We start from the raw sequence: 26,516 nt of genomic DNA on the forward strand, positions 1-26,516 counted from the left end.
AAAGCTTATGACAGGCGGCGGAAAATTCCGTTCCCATTGCGCCGTCCAGCCGCGTATCCCCGTCGTCCCGAGAGAAGACGGCGCGAATCTCATAGGGAGCGCGAATTTGATAGGACGATAGTCACGCGGCGACTGCGCGCTTCCGTCTCCATTTTCGCCAGCGGCTGAGCGTCGTCAGCTCGTGGACGATGGCGCCGCCGATCGCCGAGCAGAGGATACAGCCGGTGACGAAGACTGGCGCGTTTGCCAGAATGTCGATATTTAGGTGGACGCAAACGACACGCAGCAATGCGAGCGTGAAGGCGTGGGTGATATAGATACTGTAGGAGGCATCCCCCAGATAATTCAGCGTGGCGATGACCGGGAGCTTCGAGAAGTCGATAGAGACGGCCGAGTACAGGATAACGACGGCCGGGATGCCCCACATGTAGGCGCGCATGCTGGCATCGCAGAGCGTTTCGTTGATGAGCAGGAACGAGAATCCCATCACTAGCGCCGGCCAGGCGACGGCCTGCGGCAAGAGGATTTTGTCGAGATAGAGCTTGGCGAGAAGCACGCCCGCCAGAAACTCGTAGATGATCGGATCGCTATAGAATTTGGCGGCGGTCGTATCGCCAGGGAGGACACGGCAGACGACGATGATCGCGGTCATCGCGGCAAACAGCGCGGCAAAGCGCCATTTTTCGCGCACGAGCAGCAGCAGGCCGAAGACGAGATAGAAGAACATCTCGTAGTTCAGCGTCCATCCCGGCACGACGACGGGGACGGTCAGCGTTGGATCGGCCGGATTGCGCCATGGAAGGAAGAAGAGGGAGGCGATGAGATGCGGAAGATCGAAGACCGTCGACTTCAGCAGCGTCGGAGCCACCAGCGCCACGCTGGCGGCAAACAGCGTCGCCAGCCAATAGAGCGGCACGATGCGCTGAATGCGGCGCCGGTAGAAATCCAGCGGACGGATTTCACGCCCGGCCGTGGTCAGCCACATGACGAAGCCACTGAGCACGAAGAATATGTCGACGCCGGTCTCGCCGAAGAGATGGAAAACCGTCTGGAAGCCAGGATCGACCTTCGGCACCTGCAGCACCGAATGAAAATAGACGACCATGAGTGCAGCGATGGCACGCAGATACTGCAGCTGAACAAGCATCCCGATCCTCACGCGGCCGGTGCCGACATGATGTCTGGTCAGCCCGGCACTCTGCTTTCGTTTAGGGTCTCCGACTGCGTCCGAACGGCGCGCGGTCTGTCGGAAACACGCATGTAACCGACGAGCAGCCAGAGCAGTCCGGCGATCTTGATGGAAAAGATTGCCGTACCGCCGATCATCATATTCAGAAAAATGAAAAGAGAGAGTGAATGCGCGCAGCGTCTTTGCGCTGCCGTCCTTCCCGCGGGATAGAGGCAGACGAAGAGCCAGAAGACGATCAGGCCGAAGATCGTCGATCCGTAGATAAGATAGACGTAGCCGCTGTCGGCGAATTCGCCGATACGCGAGATCGACAGGCCGAGCACTGACTGGATATCGAGCTCCAGCATCTTCTTGATCGTGACCCCGACGCGCCCGGTGAAATTGTCGCCGACCTCGTCCGGCTTCATGAAATGCACGAAGAAGCCGACCAGGATGATGACCGGCATCAGGATAAGGCTGAAAGCCTTCGGGATCTTCGGAAACAGAAAATAACCCGCGATGCTGACGCAGGAGAAGATCAACATCGTGCGGGTATCGTTGGTGAGCAGGATCAAAAGCACCGTCGAGATGAACAGGGCTTTTTCGAGCAGGGCGAGCTTCGGCCAGAAGGAGAGCAGGTAGATGACGATGACGCCGCAGAAATTGGCGAGCGACACCTGCTCCAGGAAGATCGAGGACGAGCGGTGATCGATGAGGCCGAAGGAGAAGCGGCCCTGGAAACCGAGCGCATTGGCAAAGAGGCCGGTCGAGTTGAAGCTCGCCTGCTTGATCCCGCGCGTGTTCTCGAAATATTCGCCGGGATGGAACAGGCTGACATAGAAGGGCGTGCTGACGACTTCGCAGACAAGGAACAGCAGCACCGCCGCGCAGGCGATCCGGAAGGCAAGCCTGACCGTTCGCTCGCTCGCCCAGCTGCCGATGCCGGCAAAACAGAAGATGATCAGGATGTTGCGGAACTGGTCGATAAAGGTCAGGCGATTGAAAACGGTGATGTAGATGGTGATGACCAGCGTGAAGACGAGAAAAAGGACGATCGGCAGATCTTCCTCGTAGATCCCCTTTTTCAGAATGAAAGCCACGCTGGAGATCATCATCAGGCCTTCGCAGAGCACGACATGCGAGACCGAAAGCGGCATGATGTTGTGGTTGATATAGGCGAGGATGCAGTTGTAGAGCACCGAAAACAGCGTGATCGCCAGGATCGGATAATCGATGCGCTGTTTATCGGAAAGACTTCTCATCTGTTGTCCGGGCTGCCGCATGCTTTGGCCGGCGCAACGATAGCAGTCTCATGATTCGCGACAAAGCGCCAACCGCCTGCTTGCGCCGCGGGTTCTCACCGTCGATCAGCCCGCCGGCTTCACGACCGTGCAGCTCGGCGCCAGGGGCGCCTTCTTGCCAATGGCGGCCGTGATCGTCTTCATCTGCGGCCGGTCCTTGCCGTTGCGCGGCTGCACGTTCAATGGTTCCTCCGCCGGCCACCACTCGCCCGCAGCCCAATAGCTCCAGCCGAGCCACGCATCGCTATTATCAGCCATGATGCCGAAGACGGCCTTCAGCCCGTCGAGGCATGGCTGGGTGCCTGGCACGCCGAATTCGCCGAGAAAGCCGCGCTTGCCATTCTTGCGCAGCCAGTCCGTGACATCAAGCAATCCCTTTTGCGCACTGTCGCTGCCGTCGCAGGCGGTGTGTGTGCCGGAGCTGTCGGCATCGAGATATTGATGGAATTCGAAGGCGTAGAAATCGAGCGGGTCCTTGATGCCGAGCATGACCGTGCCATTGGCACCGCCGCCCAGAACGTCGGCAGACCAGCTATGCGCCCCCGTCCAGTTCGTGCCGGGCACGAGAATAAGGTTGCGCGCGCCGACGGTGCGGATGCTGCGGATGGCCGCATTGGCCGCCTCCAGCCAGTCGGGCGCCTTGATGTCGTGCGGCTCGTTCATCAGGCCGAAGAGGACGCCCTTGCGGTTGGCGAATTCGATCGCCAGCCGTGCCCAGAAGTCACCGAAGGCAAGATCCGTCGCAGGCGCCTGCGTCAGCTGGGTCTTGTCGTAATAGCCGAAATTGTGCGGATCGAGGAGCACGGCCATGCCATGCTTCTGGATGAGATCGACGGCATCCTTCAGCCGCTGCAGCTCCGCGCCGTCGAAAGGCTGCCCCAGCACCGGCTGCAGGCGCTCCCAGCGGAAGGGCAGGCGCACGATATTCATGCCCTTGTTCGCGAAATAGCGCACGGTCTCTTCCGAGGCATATGTATAGTTGATGCCGAGCGCCCCGTCGCGGTCGCCATATTCGGCGCCGGAAAGATTGATGCCGCGATAACAGAGCTGCGAGGCGGCAAAGCCATCATCGGCTTGCGCGACAATGGACGCAATGGCCACCGCCGCGGCAAGCGCACGATGCAGCAATCTCGTCATCGGTCCGGTCATTGCACGCTCCTGTTGGCGGTGAAGGCGCTGTTTTCATAAGGCTGGTCCCGTTGAACAATGATGAATGAGAGGCGCAGCCGTTGCCGCTGCCTCGACTTCCTCCGAGTGTCCTTAATGTTCCGTTAGCCAAACATTTCTAAACTCCTTGCATCCGCTGGGCGCAACAGGTCTGCGGAGCGTAGAAAGCCTGGCATGAGCTCCATGGAACGAAACAAGCGATCGGACCAACTTTCGGGTTGGCGCGGCATCGAGCCGTCTGACGGATACCGTCAGGGCCTGCGTTCGCGCAGCCCGGTGCTGCGTCCGCGCGACTTCGTTTCCGGCGTCGAGCCCGCCGCGGCTGTTCGGCCGATCGACACGGCGACACATGGCGCAGGCAAGAGCGAGCCGCCGCCGCGCGAATTTCAGCCCGATGCAAGACCGCAGCCCGCGGCCGAGCCGGTTGCCGCCGTTGCCCCGGTAGTGGAAGCCGCCACAATTGCCACGCCGCCGAGTGCCGCCGCACCGCCGGTGCCCGCAGCGATGGCTGATGTGCCGTTGCTCGATCTGCGCTCGGCCATTGCCTCAATCTGGGCGAAGAAGCTCGTGGTCCTTGCCCTCGCCGGCGCCGGCGCCGTGCTGGGCGCGGCCATCATTCCGCTGATACCTCAGAAATTTACGGCTGAAACCAGTCTCTACTTCGATCCGCGCCCGGTCGGCGCTTCCGATTCCGCCCAGCAGGCTCCCACGGCGCCGGAATTGATCACGACGATGATCGACAGCCAGACGCAGATCCTGTCTTCGGGCAAGGTGCTCGGCCGGGTCGTCGATGCGTTGAAGCTCGATCAGGATCCGCAGTTCGATGGCGGCGCCAGCGGCGAGGCGGCGAAATATGTCGCGGCCGCCGCGCTCGCGAAAGCCGTGCAGATCGCCCGCGAGGCAAGCACCTATGTCGTAACAGCGAAGGTGACGACCGGCGATCCGCAAAAATCGGCCAGAATTGCCAACCAGCTCGTGGCTTCCTTCATGGAAGAAGAGAGCAAGGCCGCGTCGAACAGCTACAAGAGCAGCAATACCGCGCTGGACTCCCGTCTCGACGATCTGCGCCGGCAGGTACTATCAGCCGAGAAAGCCGTCGAAACCTATCGTGCCGACAATGACATGGTGGCTGTCGAAGGCAATCTGATTTCCGACAAGCGCCTGACCGCGCTGAACGACATGCTGGTCACCGCCCAGCAGAAGACGATCGAGGCGAAAGCCCGTGCCGACTCGGCCGGCAAGTTGAGCTTCGAGGATGTGGTTTCCAACAATCCTTCCTCCGGGGCGACGTCGAACGCATTGAGCAGCCTGCGGCAGCAATATGCGGCGCTAGCCGCCAATGTCGGCAGCCTTCAAAGCCAGCTTGGCGCCCGTCATCCGCGCCTGCTCGCCGCCAAATCCTCCCTGGAAAGCCTTGGCGTGGAAATCCGGGCCGAGTTGCAGCGGCAGATGACCTCGGCCCGCGCCGACTACGAACAGTCGCAGAAGGCCGAGCAGGATATCGCCAAGGAACTTGCGGTACAGAAAGCCTCGCAAGTCAACACATCGGGCAAGCTGGTCGGCCTGAACGAGCTGCAGCGCAAAGCGACTGCTGCCCGCGATCTCTATGAATCGCTCTTGAAGCGGTCCGGCCAGGCCGGCGACGCCCAGGATTTGTCGCAAAGCAATATTCGCGTGATCTCAGAGGCCGAACCGCCGCTGAAGGCGGATGGGCCTAGCCGGAAGGTGATGATGGTCGCGGGCCTGATCGCCGGCGCGATGTTCGGTGCGGGCCTCGGCATGGCTTTTGCCATCCTCCTCGGCCTGTTTCGGCACCCCGTCATCCGCGGCTATTTCGGCAAATGAGCTCTTTTCCGCCTTTTGCGCCAGGGCTTCTTCAGGATCGGGGATGCAATTGCGCGCCGGCTGTTCTAAATGTAAATCGGCTCTGGGAATGATTGGATCTTGCGAATAGACGCGCGATACAGTCATTAGGGGTCGTATGGTACTTTGTGAGACAATCTATGCGAGAAAAGCGGTGCGCTACTCCGATGACTGGCGCCGAGGAAAACTGACCGATGGTGCCCGCTGATAAACTCGTTTTGCCATTTCTGGCGCTGCCGCGCTCGACCAAGCGTGCGCTGGCGCTGCTGGTCGATGCCAGCCTTTGCGTGCTCACGGTCTGGTTCGCCTATTGTCTGCGTCTCGACGATTGGGTCATTCTTGAAGGCGTCGAATGGCTGCCGGCCATCGTCTCCCTGCTCGTCGCCATACCGATCTTCATCGTCCTTGGCCTTTATCGCGCCATTTTCCGATATGCGGGCCTTTCGGCTTTCGTGACCGTCGTCAAGGCGGTCGCGATCTATGCGCTCGCCTTCATGACGATTTTTACCGCGATCAGCGTGCCGGGCGTGCCGCGCACGGTCGGCATATTGCAGCCGCTGCTGCTACTGATCGCAATCGGCCTGTCGCGCATGTGGACGCGCTACTGGCTCGGCAATGCCTATCAGCGGCTCCTCAATCGCAATCAGCTTGCCAAGGTTCTGGTCTACGGCGCCGGCGCTTCGGGACGGCAGCTTACGGGCGCGCTTGCCAATAGCGCCGAGCTGAATGTCGTCGGCTATCTCGATGACGACCGCAACCTGCATGGCAGCATCATGGGCGGCCTGCCGATCTACGCTCCAGCCGATCTATCGGGGCTCGTGGTCTCGGGCGATATCAAGGGCGTGCTGCTTGCCTTGCCGAATGCCACGCGGCAACGGCGCAATGAAATCCTCGAAAGCATGCGAAAGGCGCGCGTGACCGTCAGGACCATGCCCGATCTGACCGCGCTCGCCCAGGGTCGTGTTGCGGTCTCGGATCTGCGCGAACTGGATATCGAGGACCTGCTCGGCCGCAATGTGATCGCCCCCGACCGCGCCCTGATCGAGAAGAACATACGCGGCAAGGTGGTCATGGTGACCGGAGCCGGCGGCTCGATCGGCGGCGAGCTCTGCCGTCAGATCCTGAAGAACGAGCCGTCCTCGCTCTTGCTGGTGGAACAGAGCGAATTCGCCCTCTATGCCATTCACGGCGAGCTGGAGAAATCGGCAGCCTCCGCCGGCCATGCCGATGTACGCATCATCCCCTTTCTTGCCTCCGTCAGGGACGGCCAGCGACTCAGGCAGATCATGGAAGCATGGCGGCCGAAGACTGTGTATCATGCCGCCGCTTACAAGCACGTGCCGCTCGTCGAGTACAATCCCGTCGAGGGTATCCGCAACAATGTGCTGGGAACGCTGATAGCGGCCGAAGCCGCCCGCGATCATGGCGTCGAGAGTTTCGTCCTCATCAGCACCGACAAGGCAGTGCGTCCGACCAATATCATGGGCGCGAGCAAGCGCCTGGCGGAAATGGTGCTGCAGGCGATGAATGCCGATCGCAAACCGGGTACCGACAGCACCAATTTCGCCATGGTGCGCTTCGGCAACGTGCTGGGCTCCTCCGGTTCGGTCGTGCCGCTGTTTCGCCAGCAGATTCGCGATGGCGGGCCGATCACGCTGACCCATCCCGATATCACCCGTTACTTCATGACCATCCCCGAGGCATCGCAGCTGGTCATCCAGGCAGGCGCGATGTCGGCGGGCGGCGACGTCTTCCTGCTCGACATGGGTGAGCCCGTGCGCATTGCCGATCTCGCCCGGCGCATGGTGGAATTGTCCGGTCTGACCGTGCGGGATGCGGATGAGCCGGAAGGCGACATCGAGTTGGAAATCACCGGCTTGAGGCCTGGCGAAAAGCTCTATGAGGAACTTCTGATCGGCGATAACCCGCAACCGACCACCCATCCGCGCATCATGCAGGCGAAGGAAGATTTCCTGCCCTGGCCGGAGCTGTCGAAGCGGCTTGCAGCGCTGGAGGCGGCGCTGGAGAAAAACGACATCCCCCTTGCCAGAGCGCTGCTGCAGAAGCTCGTCTCCGGCTATGCGCCCAGCAGCGAAGTGGTCGATCTCGTTTATCGGGAGCGCGAGACGGACTTGACGGTCGATCAGCCGAATCTCGACAATGTCGCGCAGCTATAGATGCAGTTTGAGGAATTGAACGGCGGCGGTTCTATCAAGCTCAGCGTTCGCTCAAGCTCGCCGCTGCTTCCTTGACGGCGTAGCGCCAGCGGCGCATCTGGTCGCATGTACGGAACCAATGCGCCGTCAGCCGCAACAGGAAATGCCGCTTGACGGCGCGATAGTGAACGCGCTTGCCGATGGTGGTGGCGGCGCGGTGCGGGCTGAAGTCGACAAGATTTTCAAATGTCGTGAAGGTTTCCACGCCGGTCGACCAGCCGCGCTCAAGGGCGACGTCATAAGGAAGAAGCATGGGCTTCAGCGTCGTTAGCAGCTTCTTGGCGGCCTTGCGGTTGACGACATAGCAGGCAGCCGACCCCTGCGGGCCGTGCATGCAGCGGCCGACGACATCGTTTTCGGTAGTTTCGCAGATCGCTTTGAAGCCGACGAGGCGATGGTTGACGAGCTTGACGAGGCGCGCCCCTTGAACGCTTTCCATGGCTGCGATCGCGCGTGGGATCAGCCGCTCATTGAGCTCGACGTCATCTTCCATGATGATGGCCATCTTGTCGCCGCTGGCGACAAACTGCTCCAAAGCAAGCAGATGGCTGCGATAGCAGCCGTATTCGCCGGGCAGAAGCTTGCGGCCATTGTGATAGATGAACGACTTCGGATGGAAATCGATGCGATCGCGCTCCGCGATCGCGCGACCGTCGACGGCCGGAATACGCGTGATGTCCAGGTCGTATTCCACCGCCTGGCTGCATAGGCGCTCCCAACGCTCGCGCGACCGGTCGAGGTTGATGACATAGATGCGAAGCTGCTGAGCGGCTTCGTCAGCAATGTCAGGGTCGACAAGGCGAGGGATACGATTAATCTGTTCGAGAATGACTGTTACTCCTGCAAACAGAAATCGTGGCGACAGCAACTAAGAAGACATTTCTACTACTATATAACATGCTTATGACTTGTCGCAAATGCCGGCTGCACGCCCATGTTGTATTCGTGGATAAAAGCATTTTATTTGGTGTAACGTAGCGTGAACGAGTTTCCGTCGGCGCCCGAACGATCATTTGAACACGATTTCGACGGGCGGCGTGTTGGCGCGCAACAGCGGCGTCATTATATTCAGACCACGGGGCGCTGAAGTGTTGCATTCGTATGGGTAAAGGATCGTCGTAAGTCATGTTGACCAAATCGAAAATCGCCATTGCTGCGCTGCTTCTGGCGGGTCTCATGCCTATGCCTGCCTTTGCCGAGAACCCGCTTCTCCCGAAGCCATATGTAGCTCCCGTCTATCCTTACAAGAACCTGCCGGGCGTAACTGCGCCAAAAATGGCGGCTGACGAGAAATTTCAATGCCGCACGACCACCTTGCATTCGGATTATTTCCGCGAAGGCCTGTTTTACCGGAGCCTTCCGCGCCTCGGTTACGTCTGCGACCAGGATGGCGTGATTTCCAGCAGCACAAGAAAACCGAACTATCAATACTGGCAATATAACGGCCCGGACAGATAATAGCGTCCGGCTCTGCCGAAATAAGCAGCAATCCAGTCAAATCGCGCGCAGCCTCATCCTTGAAGGGCTGCGCTTTTTTAGGCGATAAACTGAAAATGAATTTCATGTTTTGGAGTAAATGCGCGAACGTCGTTGACGAATGCGAAAATTTGCCCCAAGCTTACGAAAATAAATTACGTAATGGGAACATAAAAGCATGCGAGTGGGAATCATAGGGCTGGGATTCCGCCTGGGATATCTGGGCTATGTCTTCAAGGCGATCGACGAAAGCTTCGAGATTGCCGGATATGTCGATCCGGAACCCGCTGGCCTGCCCGGTTTGCTCGAGCAGGGCATATCAGCCGGAAAGGCCTATGCGACGCCTCAGGAGCTGATTGCCAACGAGAAAATTGATCTGCTGATGATCGGTTCGCCCAACCACATGCATCTCGATCACATCCGCATCGGCCTCGAGGCCGGCCTCAAGATTTTTTGCGAAAAGCCAATCGTCACGACAATCAAGGACAGTATCGAGCTTGCCCACCTGATGGCGAAGTTCGGGCATGAGCGGCTGATGGTCGGTCTCGTGCTGCGCTATTCGCCGATGTACCGCGATCTGTTGGTCGCGCAGGCCGAGGGAAAGCTCGGCCATGTCGTTTCCATCGAGGCCGCCGAGCACATCGAGCCCTATCATGGCGCCTTCTTCATGCGAGACTGGCGCCGCTACGAGCACTATTCCGGCAGTTTCATGCTGGAGAAATGCTGCCACGACCTCGATCTTTATAATGGCGTGGTCGGTGCGCGACCGGAGAGGGTCGCAAGCTTCGGCGGCCGCAAGAGTTTCATCCCGGAAAACGATCCCGCAAGGGAAGGCATCAACGATCTCGAGCTTTTCCATCGCAAGCCGAGCGGCTGGATGGGGTCGGACAAGGTCTTCGACAGTGACGGCGACATCATCGACTACCAGGTGGCGATCGTTGAATATGCCAATGGCGTCGGCATGAACTTTCACACCAATCTGAACGTGCCGGATCAGTTCCGCCGCTTTGCCATCATGGGCTCGCGCGGTATGGCGGAAGGCGATTTCATTCGCGGTTATTTCAATGTCCATGAGATGCTTACGGGTAAGAAGGTGATCGAAAAGACCTACGCGGCCACCACGCTTTCGCAGCATTATGGCGCCGACGAGCAGATGGCCGCCGATATCATCGCGCATGTCAAATCTGGGCAGCATCTGCCGGTTTCGACGCTGAATGCGCTGGAAGCGGGCATTCTGGCGCTCTCGATGGACGAGGCGCGCATGAAGAAGGCCGTCGTGGATCTTCGACCGATCTGGGACGAGTTCGACGAAGCGCTCTATTCAAGAGCCGCCTGAGGAGGGGCGCAAGATGGGTGTTCAACGCAGCACAGTCATCTTCGCCTGGATCCTGCTTCTTCCGGCTCTTCTCTATGTCACCGTCATCGTCGCCTATCCGCTGGTGGACACCGTCATCCTGTCCTTCACCGATGCGTCGTTGAAGAAGGTGACGAATTGGGTCGGTTTCGAGAACTACGGCAAGATCTTCAACGAAACATTCGCGTCGGTCATCGTCCGCACCTTCATCTGGACGTTCTTTTCCGTGTCGATCAAGATGATCATCGGCACCTTGGGCGCGTCATTGCTGAATTCGGCGGTTCCGGGCAGGGCGCTTTTCCGGATCCTGACCATGCCGCCCTGGATCGTGCCGATGGCCATCGGCATCTTCATGTGGGGCTGGATGTATAATGGCCAGTTCGGCATGATTTCAGGCCTGCTGCAGCGTTTCGGCATCGTCGACAGCCCGGTCGCATTCCTGGCCTATGGCAGCTCGGCCTTCTGGGCGACGATCGTCACCGACGTCTGGATCGGCGTGCCGATGGTCACGCTTTATATGCTGGCGGCGATGCAGGCTGTCCCGCACGATCTCTATGAAGCCGCCTGGACCGACGGTGCCGGCCGCTTCTATCGTTTTCGCCGCATCACCCTGCCGCTGCTGGTGCCTTCACTCGTCACCATGTCGATGTTGTCGCTGATCTCGACCTTCAATTCCTTCGACATCATCTGGATCCTGACCCGTGGCGGCCCGAACGGCGAGACGACGACGATGATCATCGACACCTATCGCACCGCGATCGGTTCCTACAAATATGGTGAGGGTGCCGCGCGCGCCGTGTTGATCTGCATTTTCCTGTCGCTCTTCTGCCTCGCCTATTTCCGCCTGACCAGCCGCTTTTCCGTAGGAGCCAAGCGATGAGCCAGCCCGCCATGATCAATCGCTACAAATGGTACGAGATCATCGGCATCTATGCCGGAATCCTGCTGTTCCTGATTTTCGTGCTGGCACCCTTCATCGAAGGGTTCCTGGTGTCGCTGAAGCCGCTCAGCCGGCTATTCTCGTCGCCCTACCATTTCATTCCGGAAAACGGTTCGTTCACGGCCTATCGGACGATGTGGACCAGCGTTCCGGGCTTCGGCTGGTACATTTTCAACTCGTTTCTGATTTCCGGCACGATCACCATCATCGTGCTGATCCTTGTGGTGCCGGCGGCCTATGCCTTCGCACGTTTCGAATTCAAGGGCGCCGGCTTGCTGCTCGGCGCTTTTCTCGCTGTCAAGATGTTCTCCGGCGCCGTACTGCTGATTCCGCTGTTCCGGCTCATGCGCTCCTTCGGCGTGCTCAATACCTATTTCGCCATGATCGTGCCGGGCGTCGCCTTCATCATCCCGACCGGCATCTGGCTGCTGCATACCTATATCAGGCGCATTCCGCGCGAACTGGATGAAGCGGCCTATGTGGACGGTGCAAGCCAGTTCTACACCCTGCGCCGCGTCATCCTGCCGATCGCCATGCCTGGTATCATCGTGGTGGCGATTTCCTCGTTCATCGAGGCCTATGCGCAGCAGTTCATCTATGCGCTTACCTTCAATTCAAAGACGGAATACATGCCGCTGCCGGTTGGGCTGTTTGCCTATTTCGGCCGGCAGGAGGTCGTCTGGAACGAACTCATGGCCGCAAGTTTCGTCGGCATCGCGCCGGCTCTGGTCGTGATCTTCTTCCTGCAACGGTATCTCGTCAGCGGTCTGACCGCCGGCGCGGTGAAGCAATAAAACAAATCAACCACCAGAGAGAACGGGAGCTTAAACGTGACATTCCATTTCAAGACAGGGCTTCTTGCCTTTGCTTTGCTCGGCTCCAGCGCACTTGGCGCCGTGAACGCCCAAGCTGCCGACAAGGAGATCAGCTGGATCTATTGCGGTGACAGCATCGATCCGATCCATGTGAAGTACATCAAGCAGTGGGAAGACAAGAATCCGGGCTGGACCGTCAAGCCAGAACTCGTCGGCTGGGAATTGTGCCAGGATAAGGCGACAACACTGGCTGCAGCAGGCACGCCGGTCGGCATGGCCTATGTCGGTTCGCGCACGCTCAAGCAGTTCGCGGAAAACGATCTGATCGTTCCGATCCCGATGACGGATGACGAAAAGAAGACCTATTATCCGGGCATCGTCGATACTGTTACTATCGATGGTCAGCAATGGGGCACACCGATCGCCTTCTCGACCAAGGCACTCTACTGGAATAAGGACCTGTTCAAGCAGGCAGGTCTCGATCCGGAAAAGCCGCCGACCACCTGGGCCGAGGAAATCGCCGACGCCAAGACGATCAAGGAAAAGACCGGCACCCCCGGCTATGGCCTGTCGGCCAAGACCTTCGACAACACCATGCATCAGTTCCTGCACTGGGTTTACACCAACAATGGCAAGGTCATCGACGGTGACAAGATCGTTCTCGACAGCCCGGAAGTGCTGGCTGCCCTTCAGGCCTATAAGGACATTACGCCTTACTCCGTCGAGGGCCCCACGGCCTACGAGCAGAACGAAATGCGCGCCATCTTCCTGGACGGCAAGGTCGGCATGCTCCAGGCGGGTTCGGGTGCCGCGTATCGTCTGAAGGAAACGAAGATCAACTGGGGCGTCGCGCCGCTGCCGCTCGGCCCTTCGGCCAAGGGCCAGGGCACGCTGCTCATCACCGACAGCCTGGCCGTCTTCAAGGGCAGCGGCGTCGAGGACAAGGCGATCGAATTCGCCAAGTTCATCACGTCTCCCGGCCCGCAGGGCGAATACGAACTCCAGGGCGGTGCCGGCCTCACGCCGCTGCGCCCGTCTCCGATGGTTGACGAGTTCGTCAAGAAGGATCCGTCTTGGAAGCCGTTCATCGATGGCATCGCCTATGGTGGTCCCGAGCCGCTGTTCAAGGACTATAAGGGCTTCCAGAATGTCATGATCGAGATGGTCCAGTCGGTCGTAACCGGCAAGGCTCAGCCGGCGGACGCCTTGAAAAAGGCGGCTGCGGATCTCGAGCAGTATAAGTAAAATCTGCAAGTCGCCGGGCCGCGCGTTTTTCGCGCGGCCTTTCGAGCCCCGCCCGCCATATGGCGGCGCCGCGCGGAGACAGAGTTTGGGAAAGCTGCACCTTAATCAGGTCAAAAAATTCTATGGTCATTTCGAGGTCATCAAGGGCGTCGAGCTCGACGTAACGGACGGTGAATTCATCGTCTTCGTCGGTCCGTCCGGCTGCGGCAAGTCCACCCTGCTGCGCATGATCGCCGGTCTCGACGATGTGACCAGCGGCGACATCAAGATTGATGGCGCCCGCGTCAATGATCTGCCGCCCGTTAAGCGCGGCATCGCCATGGTCTTTCAGTCCTATGCTCTCTATCCGCATATGTCTGTATTCGAGAACATCGCCTTCCCCCTGCGGGTGGAGAGGATGCCGGAAGACAAGCTGAAGGCCAAGGTCGAACATGCCGCGCGCATCCTCCATCTCGATCAGCGCCTGCAACAGAAGCCGGGTCAGCTGTCCGGCGGCCAGCGCCAGCGCGTTGCCATCGGCCGAGCCATCGTACGCGAGCCGAAGATCTTCCTCTTCGACGAGCCACTGTCCAACCTCGATGCCGCGCTGCGCGCCGACATGCGCATCGAGCTGGCAAAGTTGCACCGCCAGCTGCAGGCGACCATGATCTATGTGACGCATGACCAGGTCGAAGCCATGACCATGGCCGATCGCATCGTCGTGCTGAATGCCGGCGAGATATCGCAGGTCGGCGCGCCGCTGGAGCTTTATCACAAGCCGGCAAATACCTTCGTCGCCCGCTTCATCGGCAACCCGAAGATGAACTTCCTGCCCGTCATTTGCACCAATGTCAGCGACGCGGGGGTGGAGGTGGATCACAAGGGCCAGAAGGCCGTATTGCCCGTAACGCCGCGCCAGGGCGTCGTCGGCAAGGCGCTGACGCTCGGCATCCGGCCCGAACACGTGCAGCTTGCCGGCGGCGACCTGACGTTGACAATCGTTCCGAACGTTGTCGAGCGTCTTGGCGCGCAGACCGTCGCCTACGCCGCCGCGGAAGGCATCGACGAGAATTTCTGCGCGACCCTGCCTGGCAGCGCCGCCATCCGCATGGATGTGCCGCTCAAGACCGGCATCGGTGTCGGTGACTGCCACCTTTTCGACGAGAGCGGCCAGGCTTTCGAGCGGCGGGTGGAATTGACCGAAATCGACATGGAATTGCTGAATCAGGCCGCTTCTTGACGGGAGCGGCCCGGAAGTAACCACGAGGGCGGGTGCGGAGACGCCTACCAGACCAGGCCGCGAGCCGCCACGTCCTCGACACGCGTCACCACGCCGTCACGATGAAACACCATCTGGTCGAAGAGGTTGGAGACGACGCAGGTGTGGTTCGGGATGATGCGGATCTTGTCGCCGATCTGCGGGCGAGGGCCGCTGCACTTCGACAGGTCGATGACGCCGTGCTCCTCAGAAAGTCCCTTGATGACGGCGTCGGGATAGCCGACCACCTGGCCATAATCGGCAAACCCGAGAAGATCCGAGGTGAGCGCCTTCGAACCGGCATCGATGACGGCCCGATCTGCCGTCGGCCGTGAGACGACGGTAGCGAGGATGTGCATGGCACAATCCTCTTCGCGGCAATGTCCCGCACGCACCATGGAACGGTCATTATAGATGTAGGTGCCGGCACGATGCTCCGTGGCCGCGGTCACGAGATGTGCCTCGAAGAGGCTGGGCGTGCCGCCATTGCTGACGATCGGGCATTCGACCTCTTCGGCCTTCAGGAGCTTTACGGCTTCCGACAGAAATTCCTGCGTCGCGGCGGCGTTGTCCGGCTTCGGATAGGTCATCAGGCCGCCAAAGTTGAGGCCTGGCTTGCCTGCGATATGCTTGCCGAGAGCGGCAGCCTCCGCGGGCGATTGTACGCCGCAGCGCGCTCCGCCGGTGTCGCATTCTACAAACACGGTGAGCGGCTTGCGGCTGGCGAACCAATGGGAAAGGCCATCGACCGTGACGGCGCTGTCGGCAACGACCTTCAGCCCGCTGATGCGCTCGTTCAAAGCGGCAAGACGTGCGAGTTTTTCCCAGCCGAGAATATTGAAGGTGATAAGAATATCCTCGAAGCCCGCATCGGCGAAAGCTTCCGCCTCGGTGATCTTCTGGCAGTTGATGCCCTTGGCACCGGCGGCGACCTGCGCCTGCGCGAGCGCGGGGATCTTGTGCGTCTTGATATGCGGGCGGAAGTTTAGGCCGTGAGCATCCATGTAGGATTGCACGCGTGCAATGTTGCCCGCCAGCCGGTCTTCATCGATGATCGGGCGCGGCGTCGAAAGCTCTTCTATCCGGTCGCCGGGCTTGGGGCTGATCTCCGAGGCGATGTCATGAGCGATGTGATGGGCCATGTCAGGCACCTTTCCGTTCTTCTGCAAAGGGATCTGCAACCATCGGCCAGATGTCCTTACGCGCGCGATGATAGGGCGTGTGCGCCGGATTGTTGGGATAAGGTGTTCCCGCCGAGCAGTAAAGGATCTGCGTGGCGATCTTGGAGAAGGACGCATAGAAGTGATTGGTCGACTTGATAACCAGGATCTTCTTGGTTCCGGGGTCGATGTCCATCACGGAAAACAGGCTCGGATCGAAGCTCTGAGCCCGCGTCGAATTCAGGATGATGTCGATACCATCGAGCTGGATATGCACGGCATCGCCGAAGGGGGCTATGCTTTCGCCGAAGCGCATCTCTGCATTGGTGACGAGGCGGACGATCTTCACGCGGCCGTCGATGGGATTGCCCGTGCCCGGTGCCGATTTCGCCCCGAAGCGCAGCGGGATTTCCGCGCCTTCGCCGGCAGCCATGCAGATCTGCACGGCCATCGGATCCCAGATCGTACCGATCGCCGTGTCGGTGGCTCCGCGATCGAGCAGTTCCTGCAGCACGACCGTGGCGTCTCCCGCCGTGCCGCCGCCGGGATTGTCCCAGAGATCGGCAATCACGACCGGACCCGAGGTTGCAGCCATCGCCTGGCTTACGGCCTGCTTCTCATCGATCTGCGGCATGATGAAGGTGCCGCGCTTGGAGAAGAGCTCCAGCCCGAGGTCGCGGGCGAGAGCAGAACCCTTATCCGGCTTATTATCGGTGACGACGAGCAGCTTCGTGCCCATATCCGGCACGTCGCCGGCCATGAAGCCGTGAATGACCGAGATCGACAGGATGTCGGCGTCGCTCTTTTCCATCGCCATGATCTTGTCGACGAAGGAGCGCATCGGCTCGCGCGATGTCGGAAAGACGTCGATCATGCGGCAATCGAACACTGACATGGCCGGCTTGACACGGCCTTCCAGCGTATCGATGGCGATGCGCCAGAGATCCTCGGCGCGATCGACGAAATCCGTATGCGGGAATTCCTTGAAATAGACGAGGAAATTCACGGCCGCGAGGCGTTTCCCGGTCAGATGGCTGTGCGGATCAAGCTCGGCGCAGACGAGGGTATCAGGCCCGACGATCTCGCGGACGCGCGACAGGAAATCGCCTTCCGTGTCCTCGTAACCATTCGCGACCATGGCGCCGTGCAGCCCGAGAATGACGGCATCGACCGGCAGTGCCGCCCGCAGCTGGTCGAGGATCTCGTCCCGCAGCTCCTCATAGGTCCGGCGGTTCACCAGCCCGGCCGGATCGGCCCAGGCGGCGGTGCCCTCGATCACGTCCCAGCCTTTTTCCGCCGCGATGCGCCGTCCCACGGTGATCGGCGCCGAACAGAGGGTCGGTGTTTCAGGATGCATGCCGGGGGGTGCATAGAGAGAGGCTTCGAAAGCGCGCCGGTCGATGCAGATGGGGGAGAAGGTGTTCGTCTCGGTCGCGAAGGTCGCAGTGAAAATGCGCAACGCCGTCGCCTCTATTCCATGGGATTCGGCAGATAACCGGTAAAGCCGCTGATCTTCCAGCGTCCCTCATGCAGGCGGCAATAGTAAAGCGTCTGCCACTTCAACACGTCGATGCCGCCATCCGACTTCTTCAGGCTGCCGTCGAACTTCTTGCGCACGAGAGCCATGTCGCCCTCGATCTCGATGTCTTCGAGCGTCGTCGTGGTGAAAATGGCCGTGCGCGGATCCTCGGCGAAGGACTGCGTGGCAAAGTCGCGCGCCTGGCGCAGCCACTCGTCGCGATAGGCGGATAGCGTCGGGAAAGCGAGGCGCCACTCGTCGGGGCTGATTTCGCCGCGGCCGTCGATGCCGATGAATCCCTCTTCGACGAAATCGCCCGATACCATCGACCAATCGGCGGCAAGAAAAGCGTCGATATCGCGCGAAACGAGCATTTCCCAGATCGAGTGCCGCGCGACGTCGCCGGCAGGGAAAGGATTCTTGAAAGGATCACGCATTGTAACCGCCGTCATTTAAATTCTTTTCACGATTTTCGATTTTCGCTGGTCAAATTCCGCTTTCTATGGTCACTTGTCAACGCATCAAGAAAATAATTTGCAGGAACCGCATGGCGGCCGTCACACGTCAAGGTTTCTGCCTGATGGGGACGAATGGCAACGCGCGCCCGCCTGCAAGCCTGTCCACAGGCAAAGGCGGGAATGACGAGATTGCGATGGATTGCGTCGCTTACTACGTGTCAAACGTTTGGAAAACTGCGACAAGGGGGGCTGATGGATATCTTCACGACCATGCAGGACGAGAGGGGCCGGCTTTCGCAATCGGAAATCCGCATCGCCGATATCGTCCTCAACGATTTCGAATTCGCCGTTAATGCTTCCATCATCGAGCTTGCGGGCAAGGCGGACGTCTCGCCGCCCACGGTGACGCGCTTCTGTCGTCGCCTCGGCTGCGAAAGCTTTTCCGATTTCAAGGTGCAGCTGGCGCGGACGGCCTATGTCGGCATGCGCTATCTGAAGCCCGAGCCGAAGAGCATAGCGCCGGCCGACGTTGCCCAGGACATTATTACTAAGGCGCAGAACGCACTTTTCCTGCTGCATCGTGGCCTGGATGTCGCCGCCATCGAGCAGGCGGCAAACCGGCTTGCCGGCGCCGAGATGATTTACGCCTTCGGCTCCGGCGGCAATTCCTCGATGATCGCCAACGAGCTGCAGAACAGGCTGTTCCGCTTCGGCCTGCGGATTACGTCAAGTTCCGACCACAGCATGCAGCTGATGATGGCGGCCGCCGCCAAGCCGGCGGATGTGCTGATCGGTTCGTCCTTCTCTGGCCGCAATGCCGAGCTGGTGCGCGCCTTCATGCTGGCGCGCGAAGCCAAGGTGCCGACCATTGCGCTGACGCAGAGCGGAAGCCCGGTGGCGCATGCTGCCGATATCACGCTGCCGATCGACCTGCCGGAAGGCGACAATATCTATCGGCCGACGTCGACGCGCATCGCCTATCTTGCCGTGGTTGACATTCTCGCCAGTCTGGTCGCCCATCGCATCCAGCCGCAAGCGACGGTGATATTGCGCCGCATCAAGCAACAGCTCGTGACCCATCGCGACGGCGACGATCGCCAGCTTCTCGGGGACTAAAGCATGTCGCGCAAAAGTGCGCAGCGGTTTTGCGACAACGACATGCGCAAAATCAAAGACCTAAAGCGTGGGAAGCGAATCTGAAAGATCGCGACGCGCTTTAGTCTGGAGTTACCGACAAACAACAATAAGGAGCGGCAACGTCCGCTCGGGAACGAATTAGAGGAAACCATATGAGCAAATCCGTTGCCATTGTCACAGGGGCGGCCGGCGATATCGGCCGTGCCATCGCAAAGCGGCTGGCGGATGACCATGATGTCATCCTGCTCGTCGATATAGACGAGGCGGCGGTGCAGACGGCGGCGCAGGCGCTCGGTCCGGTGGAGCGCTTCGTGCCGCTCAAAGCGGATATCACCAGCGACGGCGATGTTGCCGCCATGGCCAAGGCAGCATCGGGACTGGGCGGATTGAAGACGCTGGTCAACAATGCCGGTGCCGCCCGCGCCGTCAGTCTTCACGATACGACGCCCGCCATATGGCGCGCCGACAATGCCCTCAATCTCGAGGCGGCGTTCCTCTGCTTCCGTGCTGTCGAGGACATGCTGAAGGCGTCGAAGGGGTCGGTCATCAATATAGCCTCCGTCAATGGCCTGGCCGTTTTCGGTCATCCGGCCTATAGCGCCGCCAAGGCCGGGCTTTTGCATTTCACCCGGCTGGTCGCGGTGGAATACGGCAAGTTCGGCATCCGTGCGAATGCGGTGGCGCCCGGCACGGTCCGCACCCAGGCCTGGGAAGCGCGCGCCGCCGCCAATCCGAATGTCTTTGAAGAGGCGAAGCGCTGGTATGCGCTGCAGCGCGTGGTCGATCCCGTCGATGTCGCCAATGCTGTTTCCTTCCTCGCAAGCCCGCTCGCCTCGGCGATCACTGGCGTCTGCCTGCCTGTCGATTGCGGCCTGACGGCGGGGCAGGCGGAACTCGCCCACACCTTCTCCCAATCAGAACATTACTAGGGTCGGATGATTTTAGGTCAAACCGACCTAAAATCTGAATCCGCCCTAGAACCAAAAGAGCAGAGCATGATGTCGTCCGAAAACCGCTCACACTTTTCGGCATCATGCTCTGACGTGCACTGCCAAAAGGGGAACATGATGCAGCCGTCCTCCTATCATCTCGAAAACACCTGGTCTCCCGAGGGTGGAAAGCATGGTCGGCTGACCCTGACGCTTTTCAATTTCTCGGATGCGCCTCTTGAGAATTTTCGCCTTGCCTATACGACGCTGACGCGCCTGGTCGATCCGCAAGCCTGCGACAATGCCGTCTTCGTGCGCCGCAACGCCAATTTTCATGAGTTCGCCCCGCCAGCCGGCGTGTCTATCGCGCCCGGAGGGAGCTGGACCTTCACTGTCTCGGCACTTCATAGGAGCGCGCGGCACTGCACCGATGGCGCCAAATCCGCCTATGTGACGCTGGCAGATGGCACGCATGTTACTGTCTTTACATCGGATCTCCTGCTGGCCGATCGCGCCAGCGAGCCGCCGCCGGCGCTGCTGCCGGAAGGCCGGCTGGAGCTTCCCTATGCGATCCAGCCCTGGCCGGCAAAGATCGATGTCAAGCCAGGTGAAGACTTTCCGGTCGCGCTCTATCCGGCCAAGGGAACGGATGCCGCGAGCGTGCAGGCGCTTGCCACCGCGCAGGCGCTGTTCCGCCGTCTCTTTCCTTCCAATCACATCGCCTTCAGCCTCATTGCCGCGCCTGGGGGCCGGGCGCTGCGTTTCATCGAGCGGCCGGCACTTGCCCGCGAAGCCTATGAGCTTTCCTTCTCCGGCGATGAAGTCGTGCTTTCCTTCTCCGCCGCTTCGGGCCGCCTCTATGGCTTGACGACGCTGGCGCAGCTTCTCGATGGCGCGCGGCGCGAGCCCGGCAAATTCCGCTTCCCGACTTCCGGCGTGATCGCCGACCGGCCGCGTTACGGCTGGCGCGGCTGCCATCTCGACGTTTCCAGACAATTTACCCCCAAGGACGATGTCCTGCGCCTGCTCGACATTCTCGCCTGGCTGAAGCTCAATATCTTCCATTGGCATCTGACAGATGATGAGGCCTGGCGGCTGGAGATCCGCGCCTATCCGCAGTTGACCACCACGGGCGTGCTGCGCGGACCGGACGAGCCGCTGCTGCCGCAACTCGGCAACGCCGCCGAGCCGATCGGCGGCTTCTATTCGCAGGCTGAGGTCCTAGATATCGTCGCCCACGCCGCGGCGCTCGGCATCGAAGTCATCCCCGAGATCGACATTCCCGGCCACAGCACCGCCACTCTCGTTGCCCTGCCTGATCTGACCGATGGGCAGGAGGCGCCGGATAGCTATCACTCCGTGCAAGGTTTCCCGAACAATGCGCTTAATCCGGCGATCGAGCTCACTTATGAATTCCTCGGCAAAGTCTTCGACGAAATGGTCGAGCTCTTTCCATCCGAATATATCCATATCGGCGGCGATGAGGTCGCCAACGGGTCCTGGCTCGCCTCGCCGCTCGCACGCAAGCTGATGGAGCAGGAGGGCATTTCGGGGACGTTTGGGCTGCAGTCCTATTTCCTGAAGCGTATCAAGGCCATGCTCAACGAACGCGGCCGCAAGCTCGCCGGCTGGAACGAGGTCGCCCATGGCGGCGGTGTCGATCCGGAAGGCTCCTTGCTGATGGCCTGGGAAAAGCCCGAGGTCGGCATCGAGCTTGCACGTGAGGGCTATGAAGTCGTCATGACGCCGGGCCAAGCCTATTATCTCGACATGGTGCAGGCCGATGCCTGGCAGGAGCCGGGCGCGAGCTGGGCGGGCACGGTGCCGCCTGCCCATTCCTACGCCTATGAGGCCGAGGGCGATTTCCCCGATGAGCTGAAGCATCTGATGAAAGGCGTGCAGGCCTGCATCTGGCAGGAGAATTTCGTCTCCCGCGACTATTTCAACCGTCTGGTCTTCCCGCGCCTGCCGGCCATCGCCGAGGCCGCCTGGACGCCGAAGGCGCAGAAGGATTGGCTGCGCTTTGCCGCCATCGTCCCGCTGAGCCCGAAGCTTTAGAGGGTCGGCCCGACCTTCGATCACGCTTCAGGCCGCCGAGATAGATTTTCGGCGGCTTTTTCGTGTCTGGCAGCGATCAAGGCAACGGCCAACAGGATTGCACGATCATCGCGCCGAAGCGTTTTACCCCGCCCGCAAGGTCGCCATATCGGTCGGGAAGAAACCCGCCCAGGCCATCACTGTCATGGCGGTGATGACGAGCAGATACCACATGGCGACGTAATCCCCGACCAGCCGCCGGTTCAATGCGGCAAAGAGAAGAGCGACGCTGAAGGCAAGCCAGAGCAGATTGCAGACGTGGTTCATTTTGTTGTTCCCCTTATTCGTCTCACCTCCCTGCTTCAAAAACTAGCCAGTTGGGAGCGCGGGAGCTAGCGCCGTAGCGGGATGGAGGTTTGCGCATAGCGGGAAGCGCAGATGGGATCGATCGGCGCCTGAGGCATGGGAAAGAGGCATCGAGCAGGCGGGCCGCGTCCTGCATCGGGCCTGAGCCGATGAAGCCCCAGGAAAATCTTCACGGCGCGCCCACAGCCCAGGAACATCTCGCCACCGCTCCCGTTATCGCCTCATGGCGTCAGGAGAGGAGTTGATTTCATGGACTATTATACCACGATAGCCGCATGCGTCGGCACCGGATCGTTTCTGATCGCAGCATTGATAGCGCTCAACGGTTGAGGAGGCGTGACGATGGAATATGGTGATTGGAACAACCCCGTCATAGTCGATCTCGGCGGCGCCGGGCGCTATGCGATCATAACCAACGCGCTCGATGCGGCCAATTGCATGAGCGACGAGTGGCCGGTAAGCGGCGGACCTGCCGTGGACGAGGCCGTACTGGTATGCCTCGATGCCGTGCTCGGCAGGGCCTCCGCCGAGCAATCGCGGAGGGCTTTCCTGGAAGCAGCAGAAGAGGCCGGACTTAGCGTCAGGCCGGACTCGGGAAGTCTTCACTAGATCGATATGAAGCCCTGGGGAAGGACGTTGCGTCCGGGCCGGAAACGGTCAGATCATCCAGAAGATCAGGGCAAGGATCACGATAACAGCGAGGATGAAGCCCATCATCCTCCCGAGCCCCTCGTTGACGTTGCCATTGCCGACGATCAGATCATACCAGTCGCTCTTGTGGTCCATTCAAAATCCCCCAAGGTTCCCCCTATTAGGTCGATCTCTTCTTCGCCAGTCAACGATTTAAAGATAGCTGAAAGGCTGGCCGTGGACGCGCACGCGATACACGAAGGGAAGCCACTCGCAAGCCAGGGCAGGAAGTGACGATAACAACCAATTGGTAATACAACCTATGATAATGGTTTGCTGGCTGAATTGGGAAGTTTGATTTGATGTCTGGTCAACCTACTTCGATCGCGATGACAACACAAAACAGTGCGAGCCGATGCTGGATCATTCTCTTCTGCATTTGCTCTTTGTATGTCGGGCTCGCTGCGGTCGCCTGGCCCTTCCGCTATTTCACTTTGCTGGGCATCTATGCGCAGACATTCCTTATCTGCATCCCGATGATTTCATTCGCTGGCGTCATTGCCGGAGGCATTTTGACGGACAAGATGGCCCCGTTGCGGCGCGCGCTACGCATTCTTCGAAACGACGGGTTGCAGATGACAGCTGTCGTTCTGGGCTTCCTGCTGTTCCTGACGGCTTTCACCACCTTCAAGATCGCGATCCCTGAAATCAAGCCTTTCTATGCTGATCCTCTGCTGGCCAGTATGGACCGAACGATCTTTGGCGCGGACGTATGGTTCTTCAGCCACATGATGGTCAACAGGCCGATGCTTCTCGTTCTGGCGTTCCAATATGAAGTCACTTGGAAGGTGATGTGGTTCGCTATGTTCGTCTTCATTGGCCTTTGGTCGGATCGGAAGCGCGGTGCCAGATACCTGCTCGCCCACGCTCTGACACTGATCATTTGCGGGACAGTCCTCGCCACGGCCCTGTCGTCAGTCGGCCCGATCTTCTATGACCGGATCTACGGTGGTGATCGTTTCGCTGATCTCGACACTATCCTACGGGGTCAAGGCGATGCCATGGATACCTGGCTGACCTCAAACTATTTGTTCCTGGCCTATGAGAGCGGGCAGCCTTATCTTGGTAGTGGCATCAGCGCCATGCCGAGCATTCATGTTGCGGTTGCCGCACTAAATGCCTTCTTTCTGACGAGCCTGAACCGTTGGTTGGGCATCATTGCATGGAGTTTCTTTGCCGTAATAGCCTTCATGTCGGTCTATACCGGCTGGCATTACGTCTCGGATAGCGTTCTGTCGCTCATAGTGGTCAGCATAATTTGGTACGGCACAGGCCAAGTATCGAGAATCTGGCGCTGGCAATTGAGCGACATGGTGAGCTAGTTTTCAGATATTCGCCTGGGGGCGGTTTCCGCTTCTCGTCGCGCTCGTAATCATAGCATCAACGCTTCGTGCCCGAGGCTCCACTGGCAGGTAGAGACCGAACGAATCGGTGAGCCTGTAGTTCTTTTCACCTATTCTTGCTAAAGCGATGTGAACCTGAGGCGCGGCTCGGAATTTAGCCGACGAAGCCAGTGTAGTGTTCGGAGCCATGGCTTGGTAGTGGTTGCAATCCATCTGATGAAACGGATTGAACAACCTGATATACAGATTTCCGATTTTACCGGGGATATCAATAGGTTCAAAGTACGGATTCGAACAAATCCGTATCGGATGAAACCGATTGAAAAAATGGAATGGTGCCCAGAAGAGGACTCGAACCTCCACACCCTTTCGGGTACCAGCACCTGAAGCTGGCGCGTCTACCAATTCCGCCATCTGGGCGACGGACACGCATGTAAGGGGGTGGCCGTCCGGTGTCAACAGGGTTTTTGAAGTTTTAGTGTCAATCGCGAAAAAAGCGGTTGAAGCCCGGGTTAAACCCGGGCTGCAGCCCATGCGCTGATGAGGCCAAGTCCCTGTTCCAGCAGGGTCTTTGCCTCGCTTTCGCTCGATGCTTCCACATAGCAGCGCATTTCCGGCGCGTTGCCGGAAGGGCGGAAATGGATGATTCGGTTATCCACAAGCGTGACCCTGAGCCCGTCGATATCGCTCTTGGAAGCGACGGTCGCGATTGGTTTCAGGAAATCCGCTAGATTGGCATCGGAAGCACGCAGATAGGCCATCAGCGCCGCGCTGGTCTCGACCGGAAAATTCTCCAGGCGGTCGGCGGCGGCAAAGGGCAGGCGGTAGCTGCCGGCAACGGCCGAAAGCGGCTTGCCCGCTTTCGCCGCGGCATAAAGCGTCGCCAGGATCGGCAGGAAGCTGTCGCGCGTCGGCAGCGGCTCTAAGGGTTTGCCCTCGACATGGAAGCGGCTGGCCGTCAGCGTACCGCCATTGGCCTCGAAGCCCATGACATTGGCCTTATCCGCGGCAACGGCCTCATCCATGCCGGCGATCACATAGGGCGAGCCGACGCGGGTGCGGATAACGGAGTAGGAGCCGGCCGATTCGATGCCGGAATTGGACGTGACCGGGGTCACCACCACTTGCGCGCCGAGGAAGTTTGCGGCGATGAGGCCGAGCAGGTCGCCGCGCAGCGGCTCGCCGGTTTCATCCGCCACCAGCGGCCGGTCGCCGTCGCCATCGGCCGAAACGATGGCGTCCAGGCCGTGCTCCGGCGCCCAGCCTTTCATGAGGCGGATCGTCTCGGGCGAGACTGCTTCGGTATCGACCGGAATGAAGCTCTCGGAGCGGCCGAGCGGCACGACGCGGGCGCCGTAATGTGTCAGTACCTCACCGAAAAGATCGCGCGCGACCGTGCTGTGCTGGTAGACGCCGATCGTAAGGCCCGCGAGACTGCCTAATGGCAGCAGGCCCTTGTTGCGTTCCAGGAACAGCGCCTCGGTCTCCGCCGTGCGATTTTCTGCCGTTGCTGGCGCTTCGTCGAGAACGGAATCGCCGATCGCCAGAGCTTCCTCGCTGATCGCCACCTCGTCACGCTTGTCGATCTCGCCGTCCGGCCGGTAGAATTTGATGCCGTTGCGGTCGGCGGGGATATGCGAGCCGGTGATCATCAGCGAGGCCGCTTTCAGCTGAAGCCCATAAAGCGCGAGCGCCGGCGTCGGCAGGGTGCCGCAGTCGATCGGTGTCAGGCCCGCGCGCTTCAGCGCGCCGATGCAGGTGGCGGAGATAGCCGGGCTCGATTCGCGAAAATCGCGGCCGACCAGGATGAGATCGCCTGATTTGGCACGACCGCTCTTTAGCAGATAGCGGGCAAAGGCCGTGGCATAGAGAGCGGATGCCCGTCCGATGAGGTCTGCGGATAGGCCACGAAGGCCGCTGGTTCCGAATTTCAAGCTGCTCACAGGCAATCTCCCTTGCAATGATCGGGCTGTTATGGAGCAAGCGACGCCGACGATCAACTGATCGCGAGCAGTTGCCCGCGAGAGCCGGTAGCACTGGTTTTGCCTTGTCTGCGACCCCAGATAGGTAACAGCCGCCGCGAAAAGGATGCGGT

General features: G+C 59.9%; 23 protein-coding genes and 1 tRNA gene. 13 read left to right on the forward strand and 11 right to left on the reverse strand.

From position 1 onward, the window contains the following. Window positions 1-121: 121 nt before the first annotated feature. The 3 genes from FP026_RS00650 to FP026_RS00660 form a co-directional block, all read right to left on the reverse strand. Complete coding sequence (locus FP026_RS00650; protein WP_149632725.1) at window positions 122-1,147, reverse strand: acyltransferase family protein; 1,026 nt, start codon at window positions 1,145-1,147, stop codon at window positions 122-124. A gap of 38 nt (window positions 1,148-1,185) precedes the next feature. Next, on the reverse strand, window positions 1,186-2,430 hold the full coding sequence (locus tag FP026_RS00655; protein WP_149632726.1) for a hypothetical protein: 1,245 nt from the start codon (window positions 2,428-2,430) through the stop codon (window positions 1,186-1,188). 105 nt (window positions 2,431-2,535) lie between these two features. Next, window positions 2,536-3,618 (reverse strand): glycoside hydrolase family 5 protein, encoded by a 1,083-nt coding sequence (locus tag FP026_RS00660; RefSeq protein ID WP_149632727.1) that lies wholly within the window; start codon window positions 3,616-3,618, stop codon window positions 2,536-2,538. Window positions 3,619-3,810: 192 nt separating this feature from the next. On the opposite strand from FP026_RS00660, the gene FP026_RS00665 reads away from it, so the two are divergent. Beyond that, entirely contained in the window at window positions 3,811-5,481 is a 1,671-nt protein-coding gene (locus tag FP026_RS00665) for a GumC family protein (RefSeq protein WP_149632728.1), read from the forward strand. Window positions 5,482-5,693: 212 nt separating this feature from the next. Next, window positions 5,694-7,676 carry a polysaccharide biosynthesis protein gene (locus FP026_RS00670; protein ID WP_149632729.1) on the forward strand — a complete coding sequence of 661 codons (1,983 nt, stop codon included), beginning with the start codon at window positions 5,694-5,696 and terminating at the stop codon, window positions 7,674-7,676. Window positions 7,677-7,716: 40 nt separating this feature from the next. Here FP026_RS00670 and FP026_RS00675 read toward each other — a convergent pair whose 3' ends face one another. Then, a complete protein-coding gene (locus tag FP026_RS00675; protein ID WP_188112460.1) occupies window positions 7,717-8,583 on the reverse strand; it encodes a glycosyltransferase family 25 protein in 867 nt (288 codons plus the stop codon). Window positions 8,584-8,840: 257 nt separating this feature from the next. Between FP026_RS00675 and FP026_RS00680 the strand changes: the two genes are divergently transcribed. The 6 genes from FP026_RS00680 (at window position 8,841) to FP026_RS00705 (ending at window position 14,764) form a co-directional block, all read left to right on the forward strand. Next, window positions 8,841-9,173, forward strand: coding sequence for a hypothetical protein (locus tag FP026_RS00680; protein ID WP_149632730.1), 333 nt, complete (start codon window positions 8,841-8,843; stop codon window positions 9,171-9,173). Window positions 9,174-9,369: 196 nt separating this feature from the next. Then, window positions 9,370-10,527, forward strand: coding sequence for a Gfo/Idh/MocA family protein (locus FP026_RS00685; RefSeq protein ID WP_149632731.1), 1,158 nt, complete (start codon window positions 9,370-9,372; stop codon window positions 10,525-10,527). A gap of 13 nt (window positions 10,528-10,540) precedes the next feature. Further along, complete coding sequence (locus FP026_RS00690; RefSeq protein WP_149632732.1) at window positions 10,541-11,425, forward strand: carbohydrate ABC transporter permease; 885 nt, start codon at window positions 10,541-10,543, stop codon at window positions 11,423-11,425. Further along, window positions 11,422-12,279, forward strand: a complete 858-nt coding sequence (locus FP026_RS00695; protein WP_149632733.1) for a carbohydrate ABC transporter permease — start codon at window positions 11,422-11,424, stop codon at window positions 12,277-12,279. The genes FP026_RS00690 and FP026_RS00695 overlap by 4 nt, the downstream gene beginning before the upstream one ends. Before the next feature lie 36 nt (window positions 12,280-12,315). Beyond that, a complete protein-coding gene (locus tag FP026_RS00700; protein ID WP_149632734.1) occupies window positions 12,316-13,545 on the forward strand; it encodes an extracellular solute-binding protein in 1,230 nt (409 codons plus the stop codon). A gap of 85 nt (window positions 13,546-13,630) precedes the next feature. After that, window positions 13,631-14,764: an ABC transporter ATP-binding protein gene (locus FP026_RS00705; RefSeq protein WP_149632735.1), complete on the forward strand. Its 1,134-nt coding sequence runs from the start codon at window positions 13,631-13,633 to the stop codon at window positions 14,762-14,764. 44 nt (window positions 14,765-14,808) lie between these two features. Here FP026_RS00705 and FP026_RS00710 read toward each other — a convergent pair whose 3' ends face one another. The 3 genes from FP026_RS00710 to FP026_RS00720 are packed head-to-tail and all read right to left on the reverse strand — an operon-like array spanning window position 14,809 to window position 17,898. Then, on the reverse strand, window positions 14,809-15,924 hold the full coding sequence (locus tag FP026_RS00710) for a D-TA family PLP-dependent enzyme (protein ID WP_188112461.1): 1,116 nt from the start codon (window positions 15,922-15,924) through the stop codon (window positions 14,809-14,811). A gap of 1 nt (window position 15,925) precedes the next feature. Beyond that, window positions 15,926-17,401 carry a M81 family metallopeptidase gene (locus FP026_RS00715; RefSeq protein ID WP_149632736.1) on the reverse strand — a complete coding sequence of 492 codons (1,476 nt, stop codon included), beginning with the start codon at window positions 17,399-17,401 and terminating at the stop codon, window positions 15,926-15,928. Window positions 17,402-17,412: 11 nt separating this feature from the next. After that, window positions 17,413-17,898 (reverse strand): hypothetical protein, encoded by a 486-nt coding sequence (locus FP026_RS00720; protein ID WP_149632737.1) that lies wholly within the window; start codon window positions 17,896-17,898, stop codon window positions 17,413-17,415. 273 nt (window positions 17,899-18,171) lie between these two features. Between FP026_RS00720 and FP026_RS00725 the strand changes: the two genes are divergently transcribed. The 3 genes from FP026_RS00725 (at window position 18,172) to FP026_RS00735 (ending at window position 22,043) form a co-directional block, all read left to right on the forward strand. Continuing rightward, window positions 18,172-19,035, forward strand: coding sequence for a MurR/RpiR family transcriptional regulator (locus FP026_RS00725; RefSeq protein ID WP_149632738.1), 864 nt, complete (start codon window positions 18,172-18,174; stop codon window positions 19,033-19,035). Between the two features lie 173 nt (window positions 19,036-19,208). Further along, window positions 19,209-19,985 (forward strand): SDR family oxidoreductase, encoded by a 777-nt coding sequence (locus FP026_RS00730; RefSeq protein ID WP_149632739.1) that lies wholly within the window; start codon window positions 19,209-19,211, stop codon window positions 19,983-19,985. Window positions 19,986-20,123: 138 nt separating this feature from the next. Beyond that, window positions 20,124-22,043 carry a beta-N-acetylhexosaminidase gene (locus FP026_RS00735; protein WP_149632740.1) on the forward strand — a complete coding sequence of 640 codons (1,920 nt, stop codon included), beginning with the start codon at window positions 20,124-20,126 and terminating at the stop codon, window positions 22,041-22,043. A 123-nt stretch (window positions 22,044-22,166) separates the two neighbouring features. Here FP026_RS00735 and FP026_RS00740 read toward each other — a convergent pair whose 3' ends face one another. Beyond that, window positions 22,167-22,349: a hypothetical protein gene (locus FP026_RS00740; RefSeq protein WP_149632741.1), complete on the reverse strand. Its 183-nt coding sequence runs from the start codon at window positions 22,347-22,349 to the stop codon at window positions 22,167-22,169. Window positions 22,350-22,730: 381 nt separating this feature from the next. Here FP026_RS00740 and FP026_RS00745 point away from each other — a divergent pair, with 381 nt between their 5' ends. Then, complete coding sequence (locus FP026_RS00745; protein ID WP_149632742.1) at window positions 22,731-22,997, forward strand: DUF982 domain-containing protein; 267 nt, start codon at window positions 22,731-22,733, stop codon at window positions 22,995-22,997. Window positions 22,998-23,045: 48 nt separating this feature from the next. Here the strand turns inward: FP026_RS00745 and FP026_RS30710 are convergent, their stop codons facing one another. Next, window positions 23,046-23,174 (reverse strand): hypothetical protein, encoded by a 129-nt coding sequence (locus FP026_RS30710; RefSeq protein ID WP_281024439.1) that lies wholly within the window; start codon window positions 23,172-23,174, stop codon window positions 23,046-23,048. A gap of 206 nt (window positions 23,175-23,380) precedes the next feature. On the opposite strand from FP026_RS30710, the gene FP026_RS00750 reads away from it, so the two are divergent. Further along, on the forward strand, window positions 23,381-24,400 hold the full coding sequence (locus FP026_RS00750) for a phosphatase PAP2 family protein (RefSeq protein WP_149632743.1): 1,020 nt from the start codon (window positions 23,381-23,383) through the stop codon (window positions 24,398-24,400). A 354-nt stretch (window positions 24,401-24,754) separates the two neighbouring features. Here the strand turns inward: FP026_RS00750 and FP026_RS00755 are convergent. Both FP026_RS00755 and FP026_RS00760 read right to left on the reverse strand, forming a co-directional pair. Continuing rightward, window positions 24,755-24,841, reverse strand: a tRNA-Leu gene (locus FP026_RS00755). 92 nt (window positions 24,842-24,933) lie between these two features. Further along, on the reverse strand, window positions 24,934-26,355 hold the full coding sequence (locus FP026_RS00760) for a phosphomannomutase (protein WP_188112477.1): 1,422 nt from the start codon (window positions 26,353-26,355) through the stop codon (window positions 24,934-24,936). Window positions 26,356-26,516 lie beyond the last annotated feature (161 nt).

Origin of the sequence: Martinezella tropici (assembly GCF_008370325.1) — a bacterium.
GTDB lineage: Bacteria > Pseudomonadota > Alphaproteobacteria > Rhizobiales > Rhizobiaceae > Rhizobium > Rhizobium tropici_B.

What these genes read in the sequence shown, in the direction of transcription:
- FP026_RS00650 (WP_149632725.1), bottom strand. Translation starts at nt 1,147, where the DNA reads ATGCTTGTTCAGCTGCAGTATCTGCGTGCCATCGCTGCACTCATGGTC.
- FP026_RS00655 (WP_149632726.1), bottom strand. Translation starts at nt 2,430, where the DNA reads ATGAGAAGTCTTTCCGATAAACAGCGCATCGATTATCCGATCCTGGCG.
- FP026_RS00660 (WP_149632727.1), bottom strand. Translation starts at nt 3,618, where the DNA reads ATGACCGGACCGATGACGAGATTGCTGCATCGTGCGCTTGCCGCGGCG.
- FP026_RS00665 (WP_149632728.1), top strand. Translation starts at nt 3,811, where the DNA reads ATGAGCTCCATGGAACGAAACAAGCGATCGGACCAACTTTCGGGTTGG.
- FP026_RS00670 (WP_149632729.1), top strand. Translation starts at nt 5,694, where the DNA reads ATGGTGCCCGCTGATAAACTCGTTTTGCCATTTCTGGCGCTGCCGCGC.
- FP026_RS00680 (WP_149632730.1), top strand. Translation starts at nt 8,841, where the DNA reads ATGTTGACCAAATCGAAAATCGCCATTGCTGCGCTGCTTCTGGCGGGT.
- FP026_RS00685 (WP_149632731.1), top strand. Translation starts at nt 9,370, where the DNA reads ATGCGAGTGGGAATCATAGGGCTGGGATTCCGCCTGGGATATCTGGGC.
- FP026_RS00690 (WP_149632732.1), top strand. Translation starts at nt 10,541, where the DNA reads ATGGGTGTTCAACGCAGCACAGTCATCTTCGCCTGGATCCTGCTTCTT.
- FP026_RS00695 (WP_149632733.1), top strand. Translation starts at nt 11,422, where the DNA reads ATGAGCCAGCCCGCCATGATCAATCGCTACAAATGGTACGAGATCATC.
- FP026_RS00710 (WP_188112461.1), bottom strand. Translation starts at nt 15,924, where the DNA reads ATGGCCCATCACATCGCTCATGACATCGCCTCGGAGATCAGCCCCAAG.
- FP026_RS00720 (WP_149632737.1), bottom strand. Translation starts at nt 17,898, where the DNA reads ATGCGTGATCCTTTCAAGAATCCTTTCCCTGCCGGCGACGTCGCGCGG.
- FP026_RS00725 (WP_149632738.1), top strand. Translation starts at nt 18,172, where the DNA reads ATGGATATCTTCACGACCATGCAGGACGAGAGGGGCCGGCTTTCGCAA.
- FP026_RS00730 (WP_149632739.1), top strand. Translation starts at nt 19,209, where the DNA reads ATGAGCAAATCCGTTGCCATTGTCACAGGGGCGGCCGGCGATATCGGC.
- FP026_RS00735 (WP_149632740.1), top strand. Translation starts at nt 20,124, where the DNA reads ATGCAGCCGTCCTCCTATCATCTCGAAAACACCTGGTCTCCCGAGGGT.
- FP026_RS00740 (WP_149632741.1), bottom strand. Translation starts at nt 22,349, where the DNA reads ATGAACCACGTCTGCAATCTGCTCTGGCTTGCCTTCAGCGTCGCTCTT.
- FP026_RS00745 (WP_149632742.1), top strand. Translation starts at nt 22,731, where the DNA reads ATGGAATATGGTGATTGGAACAACCCCGTCATAGTCGATCTCGGCGGC.
- FP026_RS30710 (WP_281024439.1), bottom strand. Translation starts at nt 23,174, where the DNA reads ATGGACCACAAGAGCGACTGGTATGATCTGATCGTCGGCAATGGCAAC.
- FP026_RS00750 (WP_149632743.1), top strand. Translation starts at nt 23,381, where the DNA reads ATGTCTGGTCAACCTACTTCGATCGCGATGACAACACAAAACAGTGCG.